This is a genomic window from Marseilla massiliensis (assembly GCF_023336985.1).
In the GTDB taxonomy this organism is placed as follows: Bacteria; Bacteroidota; Bacteroidia; order Bacteroidales; family Bacteroidaceae; genus Prevotella; species Prevotella intestinigallinarum.
The window spans coordinates 121590-145754 of sequence record NZ_JAMBLP010000006.1 but is presented as its reverse complement, the minus strand read 5'-3'; the positions used below and the strand labels follow the sequence as shown (position 1 = coordinate 145754).

Genomic DNA, 24165 nt, shown 5'->3' with positions numbered 1-24165 from the left:
CTTACTTGTTGAACTGGTTAAAAAACTCTTCCATCTCCCGTATCCTCCCCTCGGAGAGGGAATCGGAAGGAACAAATTCTGGAATGTCAAGAGGCTCTATCCTGATGACCTCCCTTCGGGTATCCTCACGCCCGATGTCATAAATCGCCCGGAAAATCATGTAGAAATTGACCAGCGCGAAAAGGGAGGCCGTCACTATGACGGCGATTGCCCTCTGGCGGGGTGTGAGCCTGTCACAAAGGCCGCGCAGCCTGCCCCCGATACAATCCTTGATCTTTACATACATCTTTCTCATACATACATTTTTTATCTGTCATACATTCTGATATCCCTGTTTTCCACCACGCGGAACGCCTCCAGGATGAACCCGTGGGGATTGTTATCGCTTCGGGTGGAGTTGAGCAGCCGCCCCTGCGTCACGAGGCTTCGCTCCGTGACGCTCTTCTCCCTGATGATGAGAAGCCGGGCGTAGGTCGTGACACCATACGGGTAGGCGTTGAAGTCGCACCTGACGCTGTCCACCTCGATGCGCTGGTTCACATTGCCCGAGATGACACGGTTGTAGTACCCCTGTTCCGCCAGATCCACATAGTGTGTATAGGCGGAACGGTCGCTCAGGAACATGGCCCGCTGGATGTTGCCCTCGATGGCGTCCTTGTCGGGCGACAGCGTGTAGAACAGTTCGTGGAAGCGCCTGACATGCTCCCTCGCCTCGACGGGACGGTTCTGTTCCAAGTCTTGCGAGAGGGCGAGCATGAGCGACTTGCCCGCGTCCAGGACATAGATTTTCTGCCGCTGTGATTCGGCGAAGCTGTACGCCTTCCATACGGAGAAGCCCACGAGCAGGGTGCATACCCCCAGATAGACAACCCCGAACAGGCGCAGGTGCCTGAAAGCGGTCTCGATGTTTGTCAATGATTTGAATTCCATTCTTTTTCAGTTTTAGATGATTGTCATTTGAACAGCCTTCCGACCACATTACCTGCGGCGGCACCGGCGGTACCGGCCACCACGGAACCTGTCTTGGACGCCGTCTGGCTCACATTCTTCCCGTAGTTGCCTGCCCCTCCGCCTGCCTGCACGATCCAGTTCGCCACGGTCGGAATCGTGAAATACCCGATGATGCCGATGATGAGGAACGTGATGTACACGGCGTTGGAACTGTCCGGAATGAAATTGGGGTCGGACAGCTGCTCGATGTCCCTCTGAAGCATCAGAGTCTGTATGCGGGCCAAGACGCTGCTGAACAGGTCGCTCACCGGCAGCCACAGGTAGATGCTGATGTAGCGCACGAACCACTGGGAAAGCGAGGCCTGGAATCCGTCCCAGCACGAAATGGCAAAGGAAATCGGTCCGAGAATGGAAAGCACGATCAGGAAGAATGTCCTGAGCGTGTCGATGACCAGCGCGGCGGCGTTGAACATCAGTTCCAGCAGCTCGCGGAAAAAATTCTGCACCGACTTCTTCATGTTGTACATCGCGCGGTCCACATACATCCCGCAGGCCTCTATCGCGTCCAGCGCCCCCAGTTCGTCCAGTTTGTTGTCGAACGCCTCCTTGTCCACCAGGTAGGCCGTCTCGGGATTGCGCTTCATCGCTTCGAACTCCAGCCTGTCCTTCTGCTCCCTGTACTCGTTCATGTCGAAGGTCTGCGTTTCCAGAATCCTGTGCGTCCCGGTCACGACGGGAGAAAGGATGCTGTTGAGCGTGCCCAGAACGACCGTCGGGAAGAACATGATACAGATGCCCAAAGCGAACGGGCGAAGAAGCGGGAACACGTCTATCGGCTCGGCCCTCGCCAGCGACTGCCAGACGCGGTACGCCACATAGAAGAGGGCTCCCAGTCCGGCAAGGCCCTTGGCCACGCCGGTCATCTGCGAACAGAGCGGCATCATGTCCGTGTACAGACTTTGCAGGATCTGGTGCAGATTGTCAAAACTCACAGCCAACAATACCATAAGCAATCCTCCTTGAAATTACCAGTAGCGTTCGCCGGGCGATCCGTAAAGGGCCATCACGCGGTCCAGGTCATTCTGCTTCTTGGCACGCAAGTAGGACACGCCGATGTTCTTGTTGGTGTAATACTGAACGAGGCTGCGGTATTGCAGCATGTCGGTATAGCAGCGGTCGATGATGTCCATGCGTTCCTTGTCGTTCATGGAAAGCCCGTTCTCGTTGACCACCGTCTTCAGGTCCGTCAGCAGGTTGGCACTCTCCTCCAGCAGTTTCGTGTAGCCCAAGGCGATGGCGCTCAGTTCCTCCGGCGTGAAATAAGGGTCGCTGAGCATACGCTCATAGCTGGTCACATAGATTTCCGTGATGTCGCCGACCATCAGGATGGTCTGCTGGACTTTCCGAGCGTCGCGTACCAGGTCCTTCACTTTCTTCAGACCGTCATAGAACTCCTTTCCCTGCTGGTAGATCTTCACGGTTTCCTGAAAATTGTTGAGCATGTTGCTGGCCGTCGAGGACGTGTGCACGATGTTCTTGGCGGCGTTGATGATGCCCTGGGCCAGATTGGTCGGGTCAGTCACCACCCACTGCGCGTGTGCCCTGCCTGCAGACAACAGGCAGAACAGGCATAATGCCGTAATGATTCTTGTTTTCATTGTCGTTTGATTTTAATTGTTGGTAAATCGGTTGTCTGTAATTTCAAATTCCCCTTCCGCGTCCTTTCGCCTTAGGCTTGAAGGAAATGCGGGGCTTCCTGCGCGGCGTGTCCTCACGGAATGCGGCCTGTTCCTTCTTTGCCCGTTCATTTTTGAGGAAACGAAAGAACTCGTCGGCATACGGCCTCCGGCCGGTCATTTTCACAAAGCGGACGTCCAGCTCCCGGTACGCCTTTTCCGCTTGTCTGCATATGACCTCTGCCGGACTGTCCTTGTCAATGCCGTATTTGGCCAGGAAGGACGGGGTGACATGGATGATGTCATGGACAGAATCCGGCCGGGCGGCAATCCGTCCGAGTCTCTCCAGCTCCCCGTTCAGCCTGTCAAGATAGGGGTCGGGAGGACGGCGGCAGACACTCTCGAAGGCTTTTTCCACCGCGTTGGTCAGCCGCGCGTCCACCTCCAGCACATCCGGAAACCTGCCTTCCTCCCGTTGCCTCAGGTATTCGTCATAATCCATCCCGTTGATTTTCTCATACAGCAGGTAGTCCCTGTCGAACCCGAAATGTTTCCGGACCGGTTCTGGGATGTCCGCCCCCATTGTCAGGTATTCATAAAGGAATGCCGATGTGTCCCTGTCAAGCCATTCCCAGCCGCTTTTTCTTGAATTGTCATTCATAATGAATCCGTTTAATGTCTTTCATTCCGTTTCATTTCAGCCAGTTGCTTGATGGCCAGTTCGATATTGCCTCCCAGTTTCCGGGTGAGCCGTGCCAGTTCGAGCTTTTCTGTCTCCTCGGTGGTGTAGCAATAGTATTCCTCGGGGGAAACCTCCGTGGCATAGACCGCAGACTGCGTTCCGCCCAGTCCGATCCACACTTCCTTGTACTTCCGGGAAGGGCTGTTGGCCATGTTGATGGAGAGAATCTGGGCCCGTTCCTTGTCGGTCAGGCCGAGCAGGGACTGGATCTCGTCGAACTTGTTCATGTACTTCCGCTGGTCGAGAAGAATTTTGCAGTCGCTGTTGTTGATGATGGTGCCCTTGACGATGGGGGACGAGATGATGTCATCCACCTCCTGCGTGACCACCACCGCCTCGCCGAAGAACTTGCGGACCGTCTTGAAAAGGTATTTCAGATACTCGGCCATGCCCTCCTTGCTGATGGCTTTCCACGCTTCCTCCAACAGTATCATCTTGCGGACTCCCTTCAGCTTCCTCATCTTGTTGATGAAGGTTTCCATGATGATGATGGTCACAATCGGGAACAAAACCTTGTTGTCCTTGATATTGTCCAACTCGAAGACAATGAAGCGCTTGTTCAACAGGTCGAGCTGTTTGTCGGAGTTCAGCAGGTAGTCATATTCGCCGCCCTTGTAATAAGGTTCCAGCACGTTCAGGAATCCCCACACGTCAAAATCCTTTTCCCGTGTACGCTTGGTCTTCAGGATTTCCTGATACTCGTCCCGGATGAATTCATAGAACGTGTTGAAAGAGGGAACGACCGTACTGTCCGTACGTATCTTCTCCAGGAAAAGGTTGACCGCGTTGGAGAGCGCCACCTCCTCGGCGCGTGTCGGCGGCTCGTCGTCCCGTTTCCACAGGGTGAGGATAAGCGTCTTGACGGACTCCTTCTTCTCGATGTCAAACACGCCGTCCTCCACATAGAAAGGGTTGAAGGCGATAGGGTCACTCTCCTCGTAGGTGAAATAGATGCCGTCCTCGCCATGCGTGCGGGCATGGATAAGATTACACAGCCCCTGATAAGAATTTCCCGTATCTACAAGCAGCACATGGGCTCCCTGTTCGTAATACTGGCGCACCATGTGGTTGGTGAAGAATGACTTTCCGCTGCCCGATGGTCCGAGGATGAACTTGTTGCGGTTGGTAATCGTACCGTTCTTCATCGGCAGGTCGGAAATGTCCAGATGGACGGGCTTTCCGGTCAGACGGTCCACCATGCGAATCCCGAATGGCGAGAGTGAATCCTTGTAGGACGTTTCCCCGATGAACAGGCACAGGGCCTGCTCGATGAAGGTGTGGAAACTCTCCTCCGCCGGGAAATCGCCGGCATTGCCGGGAATGGCCGCCCAGAAGAGCGTCGGCACATCGACCGTGTTATGACGGGGCTTGGCCTCCATCAGGGCAATCTGGCTGCCCACATCGTTCTTGATACGTTTCAGCTTCTCGCGGTCGTCACTCCATGCAAAGACATTGCAGTGAGCGCGGACGGAAGTGAGCCCCTTGCTGTGCGCCTCGTTCAGGTACCCGTCTATCCATTCCTTGTTGATCTGGTTGGAACGGCTGTAACGGGACAGCGAGTGCATGTTCCGGGCGGTCTGCTCGAACTTCTGCAGCGTTTCGGCAGGGCTGTCGATGAAGACATACTGGTTCACGATATGGTTGCACGTGAGCAGGATGCCTATCGGCGCGGCGAAGGAGAGGCGGCAGTCGCTGCGGTCGGTGGAGAGCCGTTCATACCGGCTGTCCGTGCCGACGGCTGACGGCAGGTCCTCCGGGTCTGACAGCGTGTGCAGGCAGAGCAGGCTGTCCCCGATTTTCATCTCCCCGGCCCCGATGGTGATGTCCTGAAGGCAGGTGCAGCCCTCCTGCGAGAGCGAGAGGTACTTCTCGATGATGCCCGCCGAGGTTCCCGTACCGGTGATTTCCCCGTCGGACAGCCTTTCCATGCGGACCAGGCCGCTGTCGTTGACGATGCGCTCGAACTGCCCGCAGCATTCCAGGAACTGCGCGACGGCTTCCTTGTCACGCATCTCCTTGGGGATGATGAACCCGCGCGTGAGGGCGTTGAAGCTGCTTGTCGTGCGGCTGTGCTCTTTCGTGGTCCGGGTCAGGAACAGGTAGCAGGTATGCTTCAGGTACGGACGCTCGTTGAAGTGCCGCTCGAAACTGCGGCTGAGGAAACTCCGCTCCTCCCCGCAGGCCTTCGGCCTGTAGCTCTCCTCGATGAAGATGTCCTGCTTGTGCACGATGCTGTATTCCGGCAGGACCTTGACGGCCTTTACCCAGGTGGAGTGCATGGCCTCGTATTCAGCCCGGGTCAGCGTGAACACCTCGGGCAACTCCACCCGGTAGGCCACGGTGATGTCCGCGTCCTTGCTGATGATGCACCCGTGCTCGACGGCCATCAGCGGGAAGCGGCTTTCCAATGTGGCGGCTTTCATTACATTTCTCATACGCTTCTTCTTTTTGAATGGTTGGGAAAAAACAGCCGGATAAAACTTTTCCGGTTGATGATGTAGCGGGGATGGCGGCGCAGCGCCTGGAGCTTCATCAGTCCCCATTCACCGTATTTCGCGTTCAGACGGAAAGTCGCCCACACGAGCACCGAGGCGCAGGTGACGCCGAAACCGATGCACACCCACTGGTCGATGCCCGCCATGTACATGACGACGAACATCACGAACAGGGCGAGCAGCCCGCCGGCAAAGATGAACAGGTACTGGCTTTTCAGCCCCTTGAACTCAGGGCTGCGGCCAATCCCCTTGTTGACCGTGTACTCCGCCATAATCAGAGGAAGAATGAACGTAAGATGGTGGCGGCGACAATCAAGAAAATGCAGGCGCCGAACCATGAGGCCGCCGTCTTGGAAGTGTCCGGGTCGCCGGACGAGAACTTGGAATAGACCTTCACGCCTCCGATAAGGCCGACCACGGCGCCTATCGCATAAATCAGCTTGGTTCCCGGATCAAAATAGGAAGTGACCATGTTGGTGGCTTCCGTGATGCCACCGATACCGTTACCTTGGGCGAAAGCCCCTGTCGTTGCAAGCAGCAGCGCGGCTGCGAAAATGAATCTTTTTTTCATGCGTCGAAACTTTTAATTGGTGAGACAAAAAATGATTTCGACTGCGAATGTATAGCATATAATTCATTGATTTACAAGTCTGTCGATATGTGTCACCGGGTGTCGTCACGTTACATCGGCAGGGTGTTCCCGGGCAGGTGAAAACCGTATGGAAGGCGTCCTTTAATCCTTACCGCAAAGGTATCCCCGTGTCCTGACGGATGCGGCAAGGCGGACCGCCCCCGGCCGTCAGGGAGAAAATCATCCTCGCTGCGCTTGCGGTATTTTCTCCCGCCGGGCCTTGCCGCATACCGGACACGGGGCTGTCAGGCCGGTAAGGAATTAAACTCCGGAGGTAAAAGCCGGGGATGGTAACACTAAAAAACAGAAAAGAATGGATATGGAAGAAAGGAAAGTGGCGGCGTTCACGGGCCACAGGAAGAAAAGGCTGCTGTGTGAAGGCACGGACAGACAGGTTCCGGTCAGCCGGATCAGGGAAGAAGTCGCGGATCTGGTCATGTACCTGTACGGGCAGGGATACCGGGAGTTCTATTCAGGCATGGCCGAGGGGTTCGACATGATAGCGGCGGAAGCGGTTCTGCAACTGAGGGAACACCATAAAGACATGGCATTGGTGGCGGCAATTCCTTTCAGGGGCCAGCCCGCATGGTTTGACCCGCAGGACCAACTGCTTTACCGTGAACTGCTCGGAGAAGCGGACAGGGTGGTCATGCTCTCTGAAAAGTATTACAGGGGATGCTACCTGCGCCGGGACGAATACATGGTCAGCAGGGCCTCCATCGTGGTGGCGTATTGGGACAATGTCCGTGAGGGCGGCACTTACTATACAGTCAGAAAGGCCGTGGAAAGGGGACGCAGGGTCATCAATCTGTACACGGGCGAGGAAATAACAGGAGCGACGGATTTGTAAAAAAACCATTAACAATAAATACAAAACAAAGATGAGAAGAACAGAAAAAGAGAAATCCACGCCGCCGGGGGAACTGCTCCGGCAGGCGGAAAATCAGCTGGTGTCCGCACTCTGCGGCATCCGGGAAAATTCCGACGGATGGCTGCCGCATACCGTATATGTGGAGGAGGATGGCGACTGCCCGGTATATACCATGTACCGTCTGCTGGACATCCGGAAGGACGGAGGCTGTACATTGTACAATCCGCAGACGGGAGAACACTTCACTTCCAGGCACCTGCGTGAAATCAACATCGAGTGGCTCGTCACCCTCTGGGAACGGTACCTTGAACTGTGTCCGGAAAAGCGTGCGGCTTCCGTTCCGGAAACTTGCCCGGGAAAAGGGACGGACATCCGTGCCTTCGTATGGTACTGCGGTCTGACGGGACGAAACGTGTCCGATGACAGGCTGGTCAGAATGTGGAAGGAATCACCGCTCCGAAGTACGGAGGATCCGGAGGATGAAACGCTTTATGAGGTGGAATGCCTGACACTGGACGAACTGGCGGAGCGCATCAACGATGACTGTTTCGCCTATACGGAGGATTATGTCCGCTTCATCGATATGGGACACCTGCAACCGGGTATGGAATGACATAAAAATCCCCCTGCATCTCCCGCGTTAGGAAGATACAGGGGGATATGAAGCCCGGCATTTATTCCGCTGTCATGGAAGAAGCGGCATCCCGTTCCTTGCGCCGTCTGTCCTTTTCCTTTTTCCGCTGTTGTTTCCTGATTTCCATATCCTTTAATATCTGCTTCAGCGGCCTGACCGTTTCCGGCTCTTCACGCTTGAAGCACTTGAAATAGATGTCCTCGATAAACTGCGGCAGAGGGGCTTTCCACGGCTCCTGCCTGTGGTTGTCGATTTTCCCGAGCTTGTCGGGATTCAATCCCAGTTCCCGTGCCATCTGGACCTGCTTGTCTGAAAGGCGGTGGCGTTTTTGCGCCGCCAACCATTTTTCCAATATTACTTTCGTTACTGCCATAATCAATTCGTTTACTGCAAAAGTAAGAGCTGTAAAAGCAGAGATATCGGTTTTTCTCTTAAAAATCTCAAAATGGTAGTTCAAGCATATTTGTTGATATCAAAAGCCTCTTTTCCCTTGGATACCGACTTCCGTTTTGCAAGCGGCCTGCCGGATTCGTCCAAATATTCGTTGAGCAACCGGGATACCTTTTCCTGATTGCACAGTTTGTCAGTAAGAAAAGAGAGTATGACCGTCTCCTGCATCTTATGATGTATGGTTGTGGCGGCACGGACAGCTTTCTGTTCATCCGGGGTGTCGGAAACAAGGACCTCCGCAACATTGTTTATCTCCTCGAATGTCAAGGCTGTGCTAAAGTCCGGGTCAGGTTCGGCGTCCACAGGAGCCATCAGTTCCTCCTTGTCCTCGGCTGTAAGTCCTTTGTTCTCCTGCTCCACATCATCGGAACTGATATCCCCGTCTTCCTCTATGGGAACTTTCTCCATCGGCTCGGAACGGACCGGAACAGCCTTCATGGTATTCGGATCTTCCAGATAGACAATCTTCGTCTTGCCTATCACATCGTCGTCTGCTGGAGAAGAAGACGGCGTGTCCGGCTCCGGCTTTCCCCGTGAGATGCCTGTCCCTGCTTCCGGTATTTTATGTCTTGCTTTTCCGCAGGCATTGCGCCCCGCCTGCTCCATGCGTTTCCTGCGGCGTTTCCATAGACGGATGCGGACAATCCGCATCAATCTGAAAAGACGCTCCCATATCCCGTACATCCGCCGGCCGAAGATGAATGCCCACAAGTGCCACAGCACATAAACGGCACATGCCGTCTTTACCGTAAAATAAAGTGTCGTTTCCATAATCATAGCGGTTTGCTTATGCTGTCCGAATGTAATTGGGATATCTCGTCACGGTAATTTCTCAGATGTTCCTCCACAACCTTGTTCACATAACCGGAGATAGGCACATTAGGAGCGACAACGGCTAAGAAACGTCTGATAAGGGCATGGTTCTCTTTGCTGATATAGACCTGGGCACGGCTGCCGACAGGCTTGCAGTCCAGATAGGTGGCCGTGTATAGCGATATCAGCGAATGTCGGATATCCACTTCCTTGATACATTCCATGACGGGAGGCACGGATACACACTCCTCACCATTATCCGGTTCAATCCCCTCAATTATCCTGTCAGGAGAGGCAGAAACCCTTTGGGAAGCTTTTTCTGTCTTACGTGATTTCCTGACTATAAAAAGTACGATTCTGTAAGCGGTGTAGATGCAGCAGGCGATGGCTGCGGCTTGAAAAACAATCTGTGTCATGTCTAAAACGGTTTTAATGGTTTGTAATATTCTTTGTTGTATAATTCGCTGATTTCCTCCCAATGCCGTTGGATGTGCTCCACGAGGATATTGCTTATGTATCCGGATATGCTCATGTCCGGAGCGATGACCGGAAGGACACGCTTGATGCATTCGGCCACCTCGCGGTTTATATAGACATGGGAACGGTTGGATGCCGGAATATTGACCAGGAACCTTTCCCTGTAACCGTCCGTTTCCTCTTTCTTTTTCCTGGACCTTACAGAGACGGTCTTTCCCGGCGGGTGGCCGGCAGGTTCTGTGGCGGGAGGGGCTTCCGGTTCCGGCTGTCCCGTACTTTCTTCCGCAGGCATCTCCCTGCCGAAGACGGGAATCTCCCCGACAATGATATCCTTGAGGATGTCCTCATCCACCTCCACCTTTTTCTTTGTCATGGCTGTTTCAGTTTAAGTTTGACAATAAGTTCCTCCGCCAGTTCCGCCAGACCGCTTCCTTCAAGCTGCCTGGCAGGAGGAGGCAGCAGGGTACAGCGGAAAAAGGCGCGTTGGGAATGGGTGATTTCTTTCTCATAGCGGCACAGGTCGGGAAGCGTGCTGTCGAGGACTGTCAGGCGCAGTTCCTTCATGACTTCCGAATAGGACTTGTAGATTCCCACGTTGGTACGCTTCTTCATCCTGTTCCAGAAGAAGAGAATGTCCTTGAGCGGCACATCTTTCCTGCTTCTGACATAATCAAGCACCGTGGTCGAGAAGGCGAGCGTACTCTGCATGATGATGAGGTCGGGAATGGTGGGAGTCAGGACATAATCCATATTGACGATGGTGCGGAACACCCCCGAAGACTCCACCGTTCCCGGCAGGTCCACGAATACAAGGTCATAGTCCCCGCTTGCGGCAACCGCGTCCGCCGCCTCCCTTGCCTTTTCCGCTGTGGAACCGACAATGGGATACGCCTTCTTCTGTATACGTTCCCACTGCTGCCGCAGCAATTGCTGGTAATAGGTGCTGCCTGTGACGGTTTTCTTGTCCCGTTCCCTCATGCGCACAAGGCTGTGCTGGGGGGAATCGCAGTCAATGATTGCCACGTTCAGGTCTTTCTCGAAATGGAAGTAGCTGGCAAGCACTACCGTAAGGGCCGATTTCCCGACCCCGCCTTTCTGGTTGCTGATTGCAACGAATAAAGGTTCTTTGCTCATAATCTTTCTTTTTTAAATGGTTATTGAATAATTGTCTGTTTCATCCGTCCGTCAATCCGTGAACGCCTCTTTCCGACCGTCCGTCCGATGCCGCATCCGTTATCGTGTCCATCCTTCCGACCGACAGCGTATCCGTTACCGTATCCGACTTTCCGTTAATGGCCGGTCTGTTGGTCATGACATTCCGACAACCGTCATATCCGACATTGTTTCCACTATCCCGACCGCTAACGGAAGCATCGGACAACATGACCATCATTCCACTATTGGAGACCCGGTTTCATCCGTTCACGCTGCAAATAAAAAGGGATTTTTCCGAATAACCGCCATCATCCGGGGGCGGTGACGACCCTTGTCGCCATATGACATCATGTTACATATAATGAACTGTTTTACAGAAAGATAAACAACAATAACTTTGCACCGGAAACGGAAATGGATACCGCTGTGGGGCAATCCCGGGGCCGAAGAATGAGGCCGACGGTCAAAACTCAATTTGACGAAGGCAAATTCATGTTCAAGCGAACATAGCAAGTTGTGTTTCGGGCAGCCCGAAATGATTCGGGCATCCCGAAACAAACTTGCCGCTCGCCTGGCGGCTCGGGAGGGATTTCCTCCAAAGTCGGAAATCCATGACGGAAGATACAGAACAGAAAATCTCAATGCGTATGGAAGAAAACAACAAAAGGAGGACAAGGAGAAGCACGGGCAGGAAGCCGAAAACTGACCCGGCTGTATTCCGTTACGGCATCAAGCTGACCTCGGAAGAGAACGGAAAATTCGAGCTGCTGTTTGAGAAATCGGGCATGAAACAGCGGGCAAGGTTCATCAAGTCCATGATTTTCGGACGCGAGATGAAGGTCGTCAGAATCGACAAGGCGGCGATGGACTACTACATCCGCCTGACGAATTTCTACCACCAGTTCCAGGCCATCGGCAACAACTACAACCAGACGGTGAAGGCCGTCAAGTCCAACTTCGGGGAGAAACGGGCGTTCGCCCTGCTGCGCAACCTGGAGAAGGCCACCATCGACCTGGTGGTGCTGGGCAAGCGGATCATCATGCTGACCCGGGAGTTCGAGGAGGAGTACCTTATAAAAAGGAAGAAGGAGGAACAGCGGAATGGTGGCTAAGATCAACAGGGGCGCATCGCTCTACGGGGCGGTCGCCTACAACCAGCAGAAAGTGGATGAATCCACAGCCCGCATCATCGCGGGCAACCGCATGATGACCGACCTCACCGGAAATCCCCACAATGTCATGCAGCAGACGCTGTGGGCGTTCGAGAGCTACCTCGCCGCAAACAGGAACACGGAGAAGCCGGTGCTGCACATCTCCCTGAACCCATCGGCGGACGACCGCCTCACGGACGGGCAGTTCGCGGAACTGGCCCGTGAATACATGCGGAAGATGGGCTACGGCGACCAGCCCTATATCGTGTATCTGCACGATGACATCGGCCGCAGGCACGTCCATATCGTCTCCACCTGCGTGAAGGAGAACGGGGAGAAAATCAGCGACACCTATGAATGGAACCGCTCGATGAAAGCCTGCCGGGAACTGGAGAGCAGGTTCGGGCTCAAGCCGGTGGCGGACAAGCGGAACGAACTGCTGGAGCCGTATCTCAAAAAGGCGGACTACAGGGGCGGGGACGTGAAACGGCAGGTCGGCAATATCCTCAAAAGCGTGTTCACCGCCTACCGCTTCCAGACATTCGGGGAGTACAGCGCCCTGCTTTCCTGCTTCAACATCGAGGCGAAACAGGTCAGGGGTGATTTTGAGGGCACGCCTTATAACGGCATAGTCTATACCCTGACCGACGACAGCGGCAGGCCGGTATGCACGCCCATAAAGTCGTCCCTCATCGGCAAGCGCTTCGGCTATGAAGGCATAGAGAAACGGATTGCCGCCAATGTCCGTGACTTCAGGAACCGGAAATGGCAGCCGAAGATACGGGATGATGTGGCGCTTGCCGTGCACGGATGCCGGGGAAACCGGGAGGACTTCGTCCGGCTGCTCGGGGAAAAGGGCATTGACGTGGTGTTCCGGGAAAATGAGGAAGGGCGTATCTACGGCGTGACCTTCATCGATCACAGGAACCGGGAGGTGTATAACGGTTCCCGTCTGGGCAAGGAGTTCTCCGCCAATGCCTTCGAGCAGCTCTTCAACAGGCCGCAGGAGTTCCCCGAACCGGAATTCCCCGGACAATATGCCGGCGAACGGGAGAACCTTTCCGACAGCATGGAGAGCGCCATCGAGCAGGCTTTCGGAATATTCAGTCCCGACATCAACGGCCCCGACCCGCAGGAGGAGGCGCTTGCCCGCAGGCTGCAACGCAAAAAGAAAAAGAAACGCCGTTCACGCGGCATATCCTGATTGTCAATTACCAACCATCAAAATTTTTAATTTATGCAACAAGAAGATGATTTAAGGGGATTGGCCAAGGTCATGGAATTCATGCGGGCCATTTCCATCGTGTTCATTATCGTCCACGTCTATTGGTTCTGTTACCGTTCATTCGTGGATATGGGTATAGACATAGGTGTATTGGATAAGATACTCCTTAATTTCCAGCGGACGGCGGGGCTGTTCAGCAACCTGCTGGTGACGAAAGTGTTCGCCTTCATATTTCTGGGACTGTCATGCCTCGGCACAAAGGGCGTGAAGAACCAGAAAATGACCTGGCGGAAGATATACGCCGCCTTCCTTTCGGGGCTGGTGCTGTTCTTCATGAACTGGTGGATGCTCGACCTCCCGTTCAGTCCGACGGTGAACGCGGCCGCATATACGCTGACGCTCACCGCAGGCTATATTCTCCTGCTCATGTCGGGAGTATGGATTAGCCGTATGCTGAAACACAACCTCATGGAGGACGTGTTCAACACCGCCAACGAGAGTTTCATGCAGGAGACAAGGTTCATGGAGAACGAGTATTCCGTCAACCTGCCCACGAAGTTTGTCTATCAGGGCAGGGAATGGGACGGCTGGATCAACGTCGTCAATCCTTTCCGCGCCTCCATCGTGTTGGGAACGCCGGGGTCGGGAAAGAGCTATGCCGTGGTGAACAACTACATCAAGCAGCAGATTGAGAAATCCTTTGCCATGTATATCTATGACTACAAGTTTCCGGATCTCTCGGAGATAGCCTACAACCATCTGCTCAAGCACAGACAGCAATACAAGGTCAAGCCGGAATTCTACGTCATCAATTTCGACGATCCCAGACGCAGCCACCGGTGCAATCCCATCAATCCGAGATTCATGGCAGACATATCGGATGCCTATGAGTCGGCCTACACGATAATGCTCAACTTGAACAAGACCTGGATACAGAAACAGGGTGACTTCTTCGTCGAGTCACCGATTATCCTGCTTGCCGCAATCATCTGGTATTTGCGGATTTACAAAGACGGAAAGTATTGCACGTTCCCTCATGCCATTGAATTTCTGAACAAGCCCTATGCGGATATTTTCACGATTCTGACCTCATATCCGTCCCTTGAAAACTACCTTTCCCCGTTCATGGACGCCTGGCAGGGAGGCGCACAGGACCAGTTGCAGGGCCAGATAGCGAGCGCGAAAATCCCGCTTTCGCGCATGATTTCGCCACAGCTGTACTGGGTGATGACGGGTGATGATTTCACGCTGGATTTGAACAATCCCGAACACCCCAAGCTCCTCTGCGTAGGCAACAATCCGGACAGGCAGAATATCTATTCGGCCGCTCTCGGTCTGTATAATTCGCGCATTGTCAAACTGGTGAACAAGAAAGGTCAGCTCAAGAGCTCCATCATCATCGACGAGCTGCCCACCATCTACTTCCGTGGCATTGACAACCTGATCGCCACCGCCCGGAGCAACAAGGTGGCCGTCTGTCTCGGCTTCCAGGACTTCAGCCAGTTGGCGAGGGATTACGGGGACAAGGAGGCGAAGGTCATCCAGAACACGGTGGGCAACATCTTCAGCGGGCAGGTGGTCGGCGAGACGGCAAAGAGCCTGTCGGAGCGGTTCGGCAAGATACTCCAGCAGCGGCAGTCCCTCTCCATCAACCGGCAGGACACCTCCACATCCATCAACACGCAGATGGACTCCCTCATACCCGCCTCCAAGATCGCCAACCTCTCGCAGGGTACCTTCGTGGGCAGCGTGGCCGACAACTTCGGGGAAGAGATAGAACAGAAGATTTTCCATGCCCGCATCATCGTGGACAGCGCGAAAGTGTCGGAGGAGATGAAAGTCTATAAGAAAATACCGGTCATCAACGAGTTCAGGGACGCGGACGGAAACGACATCATGCAGCAGCAGATAGACCGCAACTATTCGCAGATAAAGGCCGACGTGCTGCAAATAATCGAGGACGAGATGGAGCGCATAGCCAACGATCCGGACTTGAAGCACCTGATTCCAAAGGAAGAAGGGAATAAGGAATAATATCCGACAGGCCGCTTTTTTATTTCCGCCTGCAAAGGTCGTCCCGTGCCTGTCAGGATTGAGCAAGGCCGGGTCCTCGCGGGTTTCCGCAAAAATCTTCCGCGCTCCGCTTGCGGTATTTTTCCGGAAAGCCTTGCACAATCCGGCACGGGACGGTATGGCAGGCAAGAAATAAAATATCGGCTCACGAGCCGGTGGATGTTTAACAGAATAAAACCAGAAAGTCATGGACAAGACAAGAACGGCCGATATCCGCAAGGAAGCCTGTGGTGAGATGTGCAGGAAGGAACGCATGGCGGCTGAAAACGGGGACAGAACAGTCATTGGACAAATCCATTGGAAAGGACGCGCCTATCCCGTCAGGGAAATTGATGCTGGCAGCAGCACGTTCAGGGTGTCGGTAGAAAGCCTGCGGGATGAACTGATAACCGATATGCGCAGCGGTATCTACGAGGCGATGGAGGTATGCGAAGAAATCGACGGTTTCTGTACCGGAGAGGAATTGCGCACACTGCCGGATGCCGAGTTGTATAGAATGTATTGTTGAACGAGTTATGGAAAGAAATATGAAAAAGAGAAGCAACTTCACACCAATGGAAAGATTCCGGGAGATTCTTCACGGGAACGGATTACAGTCCATGAATGTAGGGACCAACCATATCCGCATATTCAAGGACGGCAGGAAACTTTTTGACTATTATCCGCTGCGGATGAAACTTTTCGATTACCACGACTGGCACCAGCTGACTTATCCCTTTGCCGGGAACGGTGACAGGACATGGGAGACGGAACTTGGGAACATTATCCGGAAACTGACGGCATCACCGCAATAAGCATCCCGATGTATGAAGGAGAACAATTACATGCCGCCCGTTTGGGACAACATACCCGAATGGGCGGTCTTTTCATTGGAATACGGCATTGAGGAAGAACTCTTCCTTTCCGAAGAGGACAAGGGAATGATAACCCGGTTCATTGCCGAAAATTTTCCGAACGGATACACGATGAGCGTGGATTGGGATTCATTCCGGGAGTTTGACCCTCATCCCGCATTCGGGAAACCGTGCAAGACCTACAGGGTCAGTTTTGTAACATCCAAATAAAATGCAATGTCATGAGAAAGATTACATTAAGTGAGTACAACTCCATTCCGGAAACCTGGCGCGGAATCTGGACAACAGAGCGTTGGGACTTGCCGGATTGGGCAGGGATGCGTGAGAGGCATATGGGCAAACGTACCCTGATGGTGAACGACAACGGGACTTGCCTGTTGGTCGAAGGATCGGGTTTTGAAATCGTGGATGACAGTTCATGGAAAAAGCCGGAAGAAATCAAGAAGGAAATCCGCGAAAGATATCTGGAATACCGCGCGGGAAAGGGGCATGAACCGCATTTCCTGGATTGCGTCATACGATGGAATGACACCTTTGAAACCCAAGAGGCAAGAATCGCCCTGGACATGGAGTCGGATACGGAAAAGGATGATGAGATTTTCTTCTACTGTGATTCCCTTGACGGTCTGCAATCGCTGGCCGACAAAGGCGGGGAAGATTTCGTCTTGGCCGAATGTTACGGCTTCGGTGAGTATGAAGAACTATTGCAACAACTTAAAGACAACCGGATATGACAATCAAATGCCAGGAACACTACGACAAGGTGGTGGAATACGCAAAAAGCATCGGAGACAAGACCTTGCAACGCTGCATTGAAGACTTGAAGCAGTGGGAAAAGAACTCGAACGGGAAAAGTGAAATCGAACTCTATTGGGATATGGCGCCATATTCTTTCGGATTCGCCGAAAGGACACCCGACGGACGGACAGGCGTCGTCGGAGGGCTGCTCTATCACGGCAGGCCGGACAAATCCCTTTCCAAAATCCTGGAGCCGTTCCACGGCTGGAGCATACACACGTAAGAGAAAGACATAAAAAACAAGAAGTCCCGGCCGTAATGACCGGGACTTCTCTACTTCCTTTTTATAGTGCAGATACGACGACTAAGCTCGTACGGGCACTTTTTACATTGCAAATGTAAGTATAACTTTTGTTCCGCCAACCAATATAGTGAATATAGTGAATATATGGTTCTTTCCAATAATTTTTTCCAAGATTTTTTTGTAGATAAGAAAATAACCTGTACCTTTGCATACGAGTTCATCCCTCATTTGAGGGAAGGAAATCGAAAAACGCAAGCCATAGAAGCTCTGCGTTTTTTGCTTTTATAACAGTTCCGGTAATCTGAGCCGGTTATATTTCCTTATTATTTTATCACGGGCGTAATCCTTTCCTTCCAGACGATACGCCGTCAGAAGATAATATGATGACTGATCTCTTCTGGGTTCAAGAACAATGACATAATGCTCGTCAATGTCATATATATAAGTCCGTTTGCCCCTTGGCTCACTGACGGAAAAATACAACATCCTGTCCACTTTGTTCTGTTCCACATGATACTTGATCCAATGCAGCCGCTGTGACCGGGACATGTCAAATTCCCGATGATGCTCCTCCTTGTCGGTCTCTTTCCTTGTGAGATGATTGAACAGTACTTCCATGGCAATTATGCCATCCTCTTTGGGTGTAGGATATATGGGCTTGCCATTGAAACTGAAATTCGGATTGTTCTGAATATCCCTGTTGAAGACCCCGCGCAATGACTTCGTCCTCTCAAACTCTGACATACCGAGCAACTCAAGCAAATCATTATATCTCTTCATTAAATTGAACGGCATGGCTATTTCAGGTTTATAAAGAAAAGGTTCAACTTTTCAGAATGGTTTGTCATATCCAGATTCTGGGTATGCAGATGCTTCTTTATACGCTCGATTATCATCATCTTGGCTGCATTCTTATGTTCCTTGTCATTCACATTATAAGATACGGCTCCCATGATAAGGTCTGTGAGCTGCATAAGCAGACTCTCATGAGAACAAATATTTTGTACATTACGGAATACTCCATATTTCGTATTCAGAATCTCCTTCAGCTTACGCACTTTTCGGGCACTGAATGCATCTTTGATATCAAGGTAAACATTATAACAATCCAAGGTGTCAATTTTATAATTGAGCAGCAGATAATACATCTTGTAAAAGAAGTCGTCATAGGAGAAACCCATCTCATCGCATTTGATTTGCGATTTTTTTATTCCTATTGCACGGAATCTCAAATCAGTGTCGAAAAAATAATCAATCAAGGCCAGATAAAATCTCACTTTTGACATTGAAACCTTGCTCCATTTTATCTCTGCATAAAAGTTATGCTCCTTTTTAAGTTCGTCTATTCTTTTACAATGTCTTCGAATCTGCGGATAAGCACAACTTACCGATCCCAAAAACATATAGTCCTTGTGGTCATGCTCAATATGGCAGCTCTCATCGCAATAAATATTGAAGGTCTTGTTCATAACAGGACAAAGGTACTCTTTTTATTTGAATTCGCTGTCCTATGTCTGCATAACTTTTCAATATACAGTTCCTTTTCCATATTTTTCTATGAAACGGCATCATAAGCCCCGCTTCACTTGACAAGTCCCCCGGAGAAGATAACTCGGAGGGCGAATACCTCCACGTTCGGGCCTCCGGTTTTCGGGACAGAAAATTCCCGATGGTAATTTTCAGCCCGAAAAAACGCTCCGGTATTGCCGTCCGAGTTGGGGAAAGGAGCGGGACTTGGCAAGCGAAGCGACCTACGACGCATAAGTACAGGGTCAAAGAAAAGCAATCTGGCGGGGCTGTTTTTTGCAACATCGGAAATCCCAATGGGTTGCCGCCTTCACATCACATTCCCACCGAATATCCGCCTCCTGTCTCCAGGAACACATCAGGACGGGACAAGGGCTTCGCTCGCTCCCAACTCTGCATATTACAGTTTCCGTTTTGCCGGTGTTGTCCCGTCCGGCGGTGACGCTGCCCGGTTTTGTTCCCGTGCCGTCCCTTTCCCTGCCGCACCCTCCGCTGCGGGGCTGTTTCCCCTCGTGTTACCACGATTTCTCCCTTTCCGTACCCGAGCCTGCGGTGAAATAGGATGACATACGGTGTAATGTGTCTCCTAACGCATTATAAATCAATTATTTATCAAAATCAATCCTATATATTTGCACCGACAACATCAGTATTAACGCTAAAAAACTTTCAGTTATGGCAAAGAAAAACGCAAGGGAAGAACCCCCGAAACCGACGGTCGCCGAGAACGCCCAGATGAGCGACATCGTCTTCATCCTCGACAAGATGGAGCTGCTCCTGAAGGCGGTGTCTGAAATCGGGCAGGACGGCAAGTTCAAGACGGTGGACGCCGACAAGCGGCACCGCAACTCCTTTCTGAAGATTGACCGCTATGCGGACATCTTCGAGAACTTCATCAAAAATTTCTGGAGCCAGTTCAAGGACCCGACCCGTTTCGGCATCCTCTCCGTCAGGGAAGGCAGTCTGGACTCTCCGGAAGTGCAGCAGGCCATAGAAGATATGGCAAACGGAAAAAAGACAGAGGCCGTGGAGGAATTTCTGAAAAAGTATGAGATTGTCCCACGGAACAAGGAAAACCAAAGTATCAACCCACAAAATCAAGAAGAAATGGCAAAAAAAGAAGAAAACCAGCCGCAGGTCGCCGCAGAAGGAGGCCAGCAGCAGAACCCGTACCGTTACAACGAGTCCATGATCAACTGGGAGCAGCTGAAGAACTTCGGACTGTCCCGCGAGTACCTCCAGGAGCGCGGGCTGCTTGACCAGATGCTCAGGGGCTACAAGACCAACCAGGTCGTGCCCATCACCATGAACTTCGGCTCAGCCGCGCTGCGTACCGACGCCCGCCTGTCCTTCCAGCAGTCAAGAAACGGGGAAATCGTGCTGGGCATCCACGGAATCCGCCAGAAGCCCGACCTCGACCGCCCGTATTTCGGGCACATCTTCTCCGACGAGGACAAGCGCAACCTGCTGGAGACGGGCAACATGGGGCGTGTCGTGGAACTGAAAGGACGTAACGGGGAGTATATCCCGTCCTTCATCAGCATAGACAGGCTTACCAATGAGGTGGTGGCCACCAAAGTGGACAACGTGTTCATCCCGAACGAGATAAAGGGGGTGGAACTGACCGAGCAGGAAAAGAACGACCTGCGGGAAGGCAAGAAAGTCTATATCGAGGGCATGACAGCCAAATCCGGCAACGAGTTCAACGCCTTCATACAGGTCAACGCCGAGCGCAGGGGCATCGAGTACATCTTCGAGAACGACAAGCTCTTCAACCGGCAGTCGCTGGGAGGCGTGGAACTGACACAGAAGCAGATCGAGGACCTGAACGCGGGCAAGGCCATCTTCGTGGAGGGGATGAAGCGCAAGGACGGCGAAATCTTCTCCTCCTTCGTGAAGCTGGACGAGGCGACCGGAAAGCCCGCCTATACCCGCTACAACCCGGATTCCCCGGAAGGCGCCCGTGAGATTTACATCCCGGACGAAATCAACGGGGTGAGAATCACGCCGGAAGAAAAGAAGGAGCTTCTGGCGGGGAGGCCGATTTTCCTCAACGACATGGTGAACCGCAAGGGCGAGGAATTCTCCTCGTTCATCAAGGCGGACCTGGAGACGGGGCGGCTGAGCTACTCCCGCACGCCGGACGGCTTCGACCAACAGGTAGAGTTCAAGATACCCGACAAGGTATGGAACGTGGAACTGACCCGGAAGCAACGCGCCGACCTCCAGGACGGCAAGGCGGTGCTGGTCGAGGGCATCAAGGGCTACGACGGAAAGACCATCTCGCAGTATGTCAAGGCGAACTTCAACCAGGGCCGCCTGGACTTCTACAACGAGAACCCGGACCACAAGCAGAACGCCTCGCAGCGCAACGTGGTGGCGGCGGCCCAGAAGCAGGGACAGGAAAAGGGCAGCCGCAAGTCCAAGGGAATCAGCGCTTCCTGACATGTATCCGTGAAAAGGAAAAAGAAGTTTTAACTCAAAATGAACAAGAAGATGAACAAGGAAAACAACAATGCGCCTTTCAAGGCGGAGGATGTGGACTGGAACGAGCTGGCCGCCATCGGCATCCTGAAGGACGAACTGGAAATGGCCGGGGAACTGGACACCCTCCTCAGGGGGGATAAGACCGGCGTGATACCGCTGAGCCTCGTGCTCCTCGGCGTGGACGTGGTGATGGATGCCACGCTCCAGCTGGTACGCAAGGGCGAAGCGCCACTTCTTGAAATCCAGGGTGTCACCCCATTGGGCAGATAACCGGACAGTAATATCGAATAAAGAATGTCAAACCGCCGTTTCCTGTCTTCCGCATGGAAAACGGGAAACGGCTTAAATTTTATCGAACAACATGATAGCAATCATCGCAGAAAAGCCGAGCGTAGGCATGGACATAGCCCGTGTGGTCGGGGCAGACAGTAAAAATGACGGCTACTGTGCCGGAGGCGGGTACATGGTCACATGGGCATTGGGACACCTCGTGTCGCTGGCCCTGCCGGACGCATACGGTTACACGAAAACGGCGGCGGAGGACCTGCCGATGCTGCCGGAACCGTTCCGCCTGGTATCCCGCCAGGTACGCACGGACAGGGGCATGGTGCCCGACCTTGCCGCCTCGAAACAGTTGAGAATCATAGAAAGCGTGTTCAACCGGTGCGGCAGCATCATCGTGGCCACCGATGCCGGACGCGAGGGCGAGCTGATATTCCGCTGGATATACGACTACCTGGGCTGTACGAAACCGTTCAGACGGCTGTGGATCTCCTCGCTCACCGACGAGGCCATACGGAAAGGGCTGGAGGAACTGAAGGACGGTTCGGCGTATGACAGCCTGTATGCCGCCGCCGACAGCCGCGCCAAGGCGGACTGGCTGGTGGGCATGAACGCCAGCCGTGCCCTGGCCATAGCCTCCGGCACCCCGAACAGCTCCATCGGGCGGGTGCAGACCCCGACGCTGGCCATGATATGCGCCCGGTTCAAGGAGAACAGGGAATTCGTGTCCGCCCCTTACTGGCAGCTCCACATCACGCTGGACGGCAAGGAATCGTACCGCCGTTTTTTCCGTGTCGGGAACTTCGGCGACAAGGCGGAGGCAGAAGCCGCATACAGGGCCATCCCGTCCGGTTCCGTGGCGGAAATCACCAAAGCGGAACGCAGGGAAGTCCAGCAGCAACCGCCGCTGCTCTACGACCTGACGGCGCTCCAGAAGGACTGCAACGTGCATCTCGACCTGCCGGCGGCCAAGACGCTGGACATCGCCCAGACGCTCTATGAAAAGAAGCTCATTTCCTACCCGAGGACGGGAAGCCGCCACATCCCGCAGGATGTCATGGCGCATGTTCCGGAACTGCTGGAAAAGATTTCCGCCATGCCGGAATTCCGGGAATACGGGAAGACGCTCGACCTCTCCGCCTTGAACACCCGCAGCGTGGATGACACGGAAGTGACCGACCACCACGCCCTGATTACGACCGGCATCGCCCCCGAAGGGCTTTCCGAAGCAGAGTCCGCCGTCTATGCCCTGATTGCCGGACGGATGCTGGAAGCGTTCTCGCCCTGCTGCAAAAAGGAGGCGCTGCTGATGGAGTGCCGTATCGGGGAGACGGTTTTCCGCTCGAAGAGTTCCGCCGTCACCAGTCCAGGCTGGCGCGGGGTCTTCGGCAGGAAGGAGGACAAGGAAGAGGACGGGCTGAACGACGGTCATGCCGTTTTCTCCGAAGGGGACCGGATTCCGGTATCGGGCCACGGGCTTGTGCAGAAAAAGACCGTGCCCAAACCGCTCTACACCGAAGCCACGCTGCTGGCGGCAATGGAGACATGCGGAAAGGACATCGCCGACGGAGAGGCGCGTGAGGCCGTCAAAGATATTGGAATAGGCACGCCGGCTACAAGAGCCGCCATCATCACCACTTTGTTCAAGAGGGATTATGTCGAACGGAACGGGAAAAGCCTCGTGCCTACGGGAAAGGGACTTCTCCTCTACGGGGCGGTGAAGGACATGCTGGTGGCGGATGTCTCCCTGACCGGAAGCTGGGAGAACGCCCTGTCGCAGATAGAGCGGCACACGCTCGACCCGGATGCGTTCATGGCGTCCATCAGGGACTATACCCGCAAGGCCACCGGGGAGATCCTGAGACTCTCCCTGCCGGCAGCGCCCGTCCGCACGTTCACCTGCCCCAAATGCAAGACCGGCCATGTCATCCTCAAGGGCAGGACGGCCAAATGCGACAATGAGGGTTGCGGCCTGCTCGTGTTCCGCAAGTTCCTGAACAAGGAACTGACGGACCAGCACCTGGAGCAGCTTTTCTCCTCCGGCACTACCCGTCTCATCAAGGGGTTCAAGGGAAAGAAAGGGGTTGCTTTCGATGCGGCGGTAGCCTTTGACGCGGGGTTCAACCTGGTCCTCTCGTTCCCGAAAGACGGGAAAGGCAGGAAAAGGAAATGACGGCGCCATTCCAGTTCGCGGGCAAAGGTCGCAGCCCGCCCGGTTCCACCGGCAAGGTCGGGCCTTACGGTTTCCGGGAAAAATCATCCTCGCCGGTGCTCCGGTATTTTCCCCGGAAAACCTTGCCTGTGGAGGCGGCCTGCACGACAGCCCCCGAAACCGGGAATGGCATTCCCATAAAACATGAAGATTATGAAAGCGAAAGAAAAAATCAGGAAAATAGCCGGCAACAGGTGGGCAAGGACGGCAGCATTGGCCCTCACAGCCGCCATCGCGTTCAGCTGGCTTTATTCGCACGGCATATCCCCCGTATGGACAGCCGTGGCCATCGTGTGTTTCAGGGGACTGTTCAGGTTCCTCTACCGGATAGCCTGTATTCTCGTGGCGTTCGCCATCATCCTGTGCATCCTGAGTTTTTTGGTCTTCTGAAATCTGACCTTGGGACGGCACCGGCCA

General features: G+C 53.6%; 30 protein-coding genes. 14 read left to right on the top strand and 16 right to left on the bottom strand.

The window, feature by feature from the left end; all coding sequences use genetic code 11:
- Window position 1: 1 nt before the first annotated feature.
- From M3089_RS06810 to M3089_RS06775, 8 genes are read right to left on the bottom strand one after another with little or no spacing between them, the layout of a single operon-like run.
- Window positions 2-295 carry a TraL conjugative transposon family protein gene (locus M3089_RS06810; RefSeq protein ID WP_249082762.1) on the bottom strand — a complete coding sequence of 98 codons (294 nt, stop codon included), beginning with the start codon at window positions 293-295 and terminating at the stop codon, window positions 2-4.
- Between the two features lie 11 nt (window positions 296-306).
- On the bottom strand, window positions 307-930 hold the full coding sequence (gene traK, locus M3089_RS06805; protein ID WP_249082759.1) for a conjugative transposon protein TraK: 624 nt from the start codon (window positions 928-930) through the stop codon (window positions 307-309).
- Between the two features lie 23 nt (window positions 931-953).
- Window positions 954-1958 (bottom strand): conjugative transposon protein TraJ, encoded by a 1005-nt coding sequence (traJ, locus tag M3089_RS06800; RefSeq protein ID WP_249082757.1) that lies wholly within the window; start codon window positions 1956-1958, stop codon window positions 954-956.
- Between the two features lie 18 nt (window positions 1959-1976).
- Window positions 1977-2609, bottom strand: a complete 633-nt coding sequence (locus tag M3089_RS06795; protein WP_249082754.1) for a DUF4141 domain-containing protein — start codon at window positions 2607-2609, stop codon at window positions 1977-1979.
- Between the two features lie 43 nt (window positions 2610-2652).
- Window positions 2653-3288, bottom strand: a complete 636-nt coding sequence (locus M3089_RS06790; protein ID WP_249082750.1) for a hypothetical protein — start codon at window positions 3286-3288, stop codon at window positions 2653-2655.
- 11 nt (window positions 3289-3299) lie between these two features.
- The gene (locus tag M3089_RS06785; RefSeq protein WP_249082747.1) at window positions 3300-5804 is read right to left on the bottom strand and encodes a TraG family conjugative transposon ATPase; all 2505 of its coding nucleotides are present in this window, start codon (window positions 5802-5804) and stop codon (window positions 3300-3302) included.
- The gene (locus M3089_RS06780) at window positions 5801-6136 is read right to left on the bottom strand and encodes a DUF4133 domain-containing protein (RefSeq protein WP_249082745.1); all 336 of its coding nucleotides are present in this window, start codon (window positions 6134-6136) and stop codon (window positions 5801-5803) included. Before M3089_RS06780 ends, M3089_RS06785 begins: the two co-directional genes overlap by 4 nt.
- A 2-nt stretch (window positions 6137-6138) precedes the next feature.
- On the bottom strand, window positions 6139-6435 hold the full coding sequence (locus M3089_RS06775) for a DUF4134 domain-containing protein (protein ID WP_087340119.1): 297 nt from the start codon (window positions 6433-6435) through the stop codon (window positions 6139-6141).
- A 373-nt stretch (window positions 6436-6808) separates the two neighbouring features.
- Here M3089_RS06775 and M3089_RS06770 point away from each other — a divergent pair, with 373 nt between their 5' ends.
- Complete coding sequence (locus tag M3089_RS06770) at window positions 6809-7345, top strand: SLOG family protein (protein ID WP_249082743.1); 537 nt, start codon at window positions 6809-6811, stop codon at window positions 7343-7345.
- A gap of 31 nt (window positions 7346-7376) precedes the next feature.
- Window positions 7377-7979 carry a hypothetical protein gene (locus M3089_RS06765; protein ID WP_249082741.1) on the top strand — a complete coding sequence of 201 codons (603 nt, stop codon included), beginning with the start codon at window positions 7377-7379 and terminating at the stop codon, window positions 7977-7979.
- Between the two features lie 61 nt (window positions 7980-8040).
- Here M3089_RS06765 and M3089_RS06760 read toward each other — a convergent pair whose 3' ends face one another.
- From M3089_RS06760 to M3089_RS06735, 6 genes are all read right to left on the bottom strand, one after another.
- Window positions 8041-8373 carry a hypothetical protein gene (locus M3089_RS06760; RefSeq protein ID WP_249082738.1) on the bottom strand — a complete coding sequence of 111 codons (333 nt, stop codon included), beginning with the start codon at window positions 8371-8373 and terminating at the stop codon, window positions 8041-8043.
- Between the two features lie 80 nt (window positions 8374-8453).
- Complete coding sequence (locus M3089_RS06755) at window positions 8454-9221, bottom strand: DUF4122 family protein (RefSeq protein WP_249082737.1); 768 nt, start codon at window positions 9219-9221, stop codon at window positions 8454-8456.
- Between the two features lie 2 nt (window positions 9222-9223).
- A complete protein-coding gene (locus M3089_RS06750) occupies window positions 9224-9679 on the bottom strand; it encodes a DUF3408 domain-containing protein (RefSeq protein WP_249082736.1) in 456 nt (151 codons plus the stop codon).
- Between the two features lie 2 nt (window positions 9680-9681).
- Window positions 9682-10113: a DUF3408 domain-containing protein gene (locus M3089_RS06745; RefSeq protein WP_249082734.1), complete on the bottom strand. Its 432-nt coding sequence runs from the start codon at window positions 10111-10113 to the stop codon at window positions 9682-9684.
- The gene (locus M3089_RS06740) at window positions 10110-10874 is read right to left on the bottom strand and encodes a ParA family protein (RefSeq protein WP_249082731.1); all 765 of its coding nucleotides are present in this window, start codon (window positions 10872-10874) and stop codon (window positions 10110-10112) included. Before M3089_RS06740 ends, M3089_RS06745 begins: the two co-directional genes overlap by 4 nt.
- Window positions 10875-10914: 40 nt before the next feature.
- Window positions 10915-11133, bottom strand: coding sequence for a hypothetical protein (locus M3089_RS06735; protein ID WP_249082729.1), 219 nt, complete (start codon window positions 11131-11133; stop codon window positions 10915-10917).
- 403 nt (window positions 11134-11536) lie between these two features.
- Here M3089_RS06735 and mobA point away from each other — a divergent pair, with 403 nt between their 5' ends.
- The 8 genes from mobA to M3089_RS06695 all read left to right on the top strand — a co-directional run bounded on the left by mobA (window position 11537) and on the right by M3089_RS06695 (window position 17219).
- On the top strand, window positions 11537-12007 hold the full coding sequence (gene mobA / locus M3089_RS06730) for a conjugal transfer protein MobA (RefSeq protein WP_249082833.1): 471 nt from the start codon (window positions 11537-11539) through the stop codon (window positions 12005-12007).
- Entirely contained in the window at window positions 11997-13250 is a 1254-nt protein-coding gene (gene mobB / locus M3089_RS06725) for a conjugal transfer protein MobB (protein WP_249082728.1), read from the top strand. Before mobA ends, mobB begins: the two co-directional genes overlap by 11 nt.
- Before the next feature lie 33 nt (window positions 13251-13283).
- Window positions 13284-15305 (top strand): conjugal transfer protein MobC, encoded by a 2022-nt coding sequence (gene mobC / locus M3089_RS06720; protein WP_249082726.1) that lies wholly within the window; start codon window positions 13284-13286, stop codon window positions 15303-15305.
- A 226-nt stretch (window positions 15306-15531) separates the two neighbouring features.
- The gene (locus tag M3089_RS06715; protein WP_249082724.1) at window positions 15532-15852 is read left to right on the top strand and encodes a hypothetical protein; all 321 of its coding nucleotides are present in this window, start codon (window positions 15532-15534) and stop codon (window positions 15850-15852) included.
- A gap of 19 nt (window positions 15853-15871) precedes the next feature.
- Entirely contained in the window at window positions 15872-16138 is a 267-nt protein-coding gene (locus M3089_RS06710; protein ID WP_071149234.1) for a hypothetical protein, read from the top strand.
- 12 nt (window positions 16139-16150) lie between these two features.
- Window positions 16151-16408 (top strand): DUF6926 domain-containing protein, encoded by a 258-nt coding sequence (locus M3089_RS06705; protein ID WP_249082722.1) that lies wholly within the window; start codon window positions 16151-16153, stop codon window positions 16406-16408.
- An 11-nt stretch (window positions 16409-16419) separates the two neighbouring features.
- Window positions 16420-16932: a hypothetical protein gene (locus M3089_RS06700; protein ID WP_249082720.1), complete on the top strand. Its 513-nt coding sequence runs from the start codon at window positions 16420-16422 to the stop codon at window positions 16930-16932.
- The gene (locus M3089_RS06695; RefSeq protein WP_249082718.1) at window positions 16929-17219 is read left to right on the top strand and encodes a DUF4120 family protein; all 291 of its coding nucleotides are present in this window, start codon (window positions 16929-16931) and stop codon (window positions 17217-17219) included. Before M3089_RS06700 ends, M3089_RS06695 begins: the two co-directional genes overlap by 4 nt.
- 303 nt (window positions 17220-17522) lie before the next feature.
- Here M3089_RS06695 and M3089_RS06690 read toward each other — a convergent pair whose 3' ends face one another.
- Complete coding sequence (locus M3089_RS06690; RefSeq protein ID WP_249082717.1) at window positions 17523-18020, bottom strand: SAM domain-containing protein; 498 nt, start codon at window positions 18018-18020, stop codon at window positions 17523-17525.
- A gap of 17 nt (window positions 18021-18037) precedes the next feature.
- Window positions 18038-18709 carry a DUF3800 domain-containing protein gene (locus M3089_RS06685; protein ID WP_249082713.1) on the bottom strand — a complete coding sequence of 224 codons (672 nt, stop codon included), beginning with the start codon at window positions 18707-18709 and terminating at the stop codon, window positions 18038-18040.
- 733 nt (window positions 18710-19442) lie between these two features.
- Here M3089_RS06685 and M3089_RS06680 point away from each other — a divergent pair.
- The 4 genes from M3089_RS06680 (at window position 19443) to M3089_RS06665 (ending at window position 24138) form a co-directional block, all read left to right on the top strand.
- Complete coding sequence (locus M3089_RS06680) at window positions 19443-21212, top strand: DUF3945 domain-containing protein (RefSeq protein ID WP_249082710.1); 1770 nt, start codon at window positions 19443-19445, stop codon at window positions 21210-21212.
- A gap of 51 nt (window positions 21213-21263) precedes the next feature.
- Window positions 21264-21524, top strand: coding sequence for a DUF4099 domain-containing protein (locus M3089_RS06675; RefSeq protein WP_249082832.1), 261 nt, complete (start codon window positions 21264-21266; stop codon window positions 21522-21524).
- A 91-nt stretch (window positions 21525-21615) separates the two neighbouring features.
- Window positions 21616-23709 (top strand): type IA DNA topoisomerase, encoded by a 2094-nt coding sequence (locus tag M3089_RS06670; RefSeq protein ID WP_249082707.1) that lies wholly within the window; start codon window positions 21616-21618, stop codon window positions 23707-23709.
- Between the two features lie 192 nt (window positions 23710-23901).
- Window positions 23902-24138, top strand: coding sequence for a hypothetical protein (locus M3089_RS06665; protein ID WP_249082704.1), 237 nt, complete (start codon window positions 23902-23904; stop codon window positions 24136-24138).
- Window positions 24139-24165: the final 27 nt, after the last annotated feature.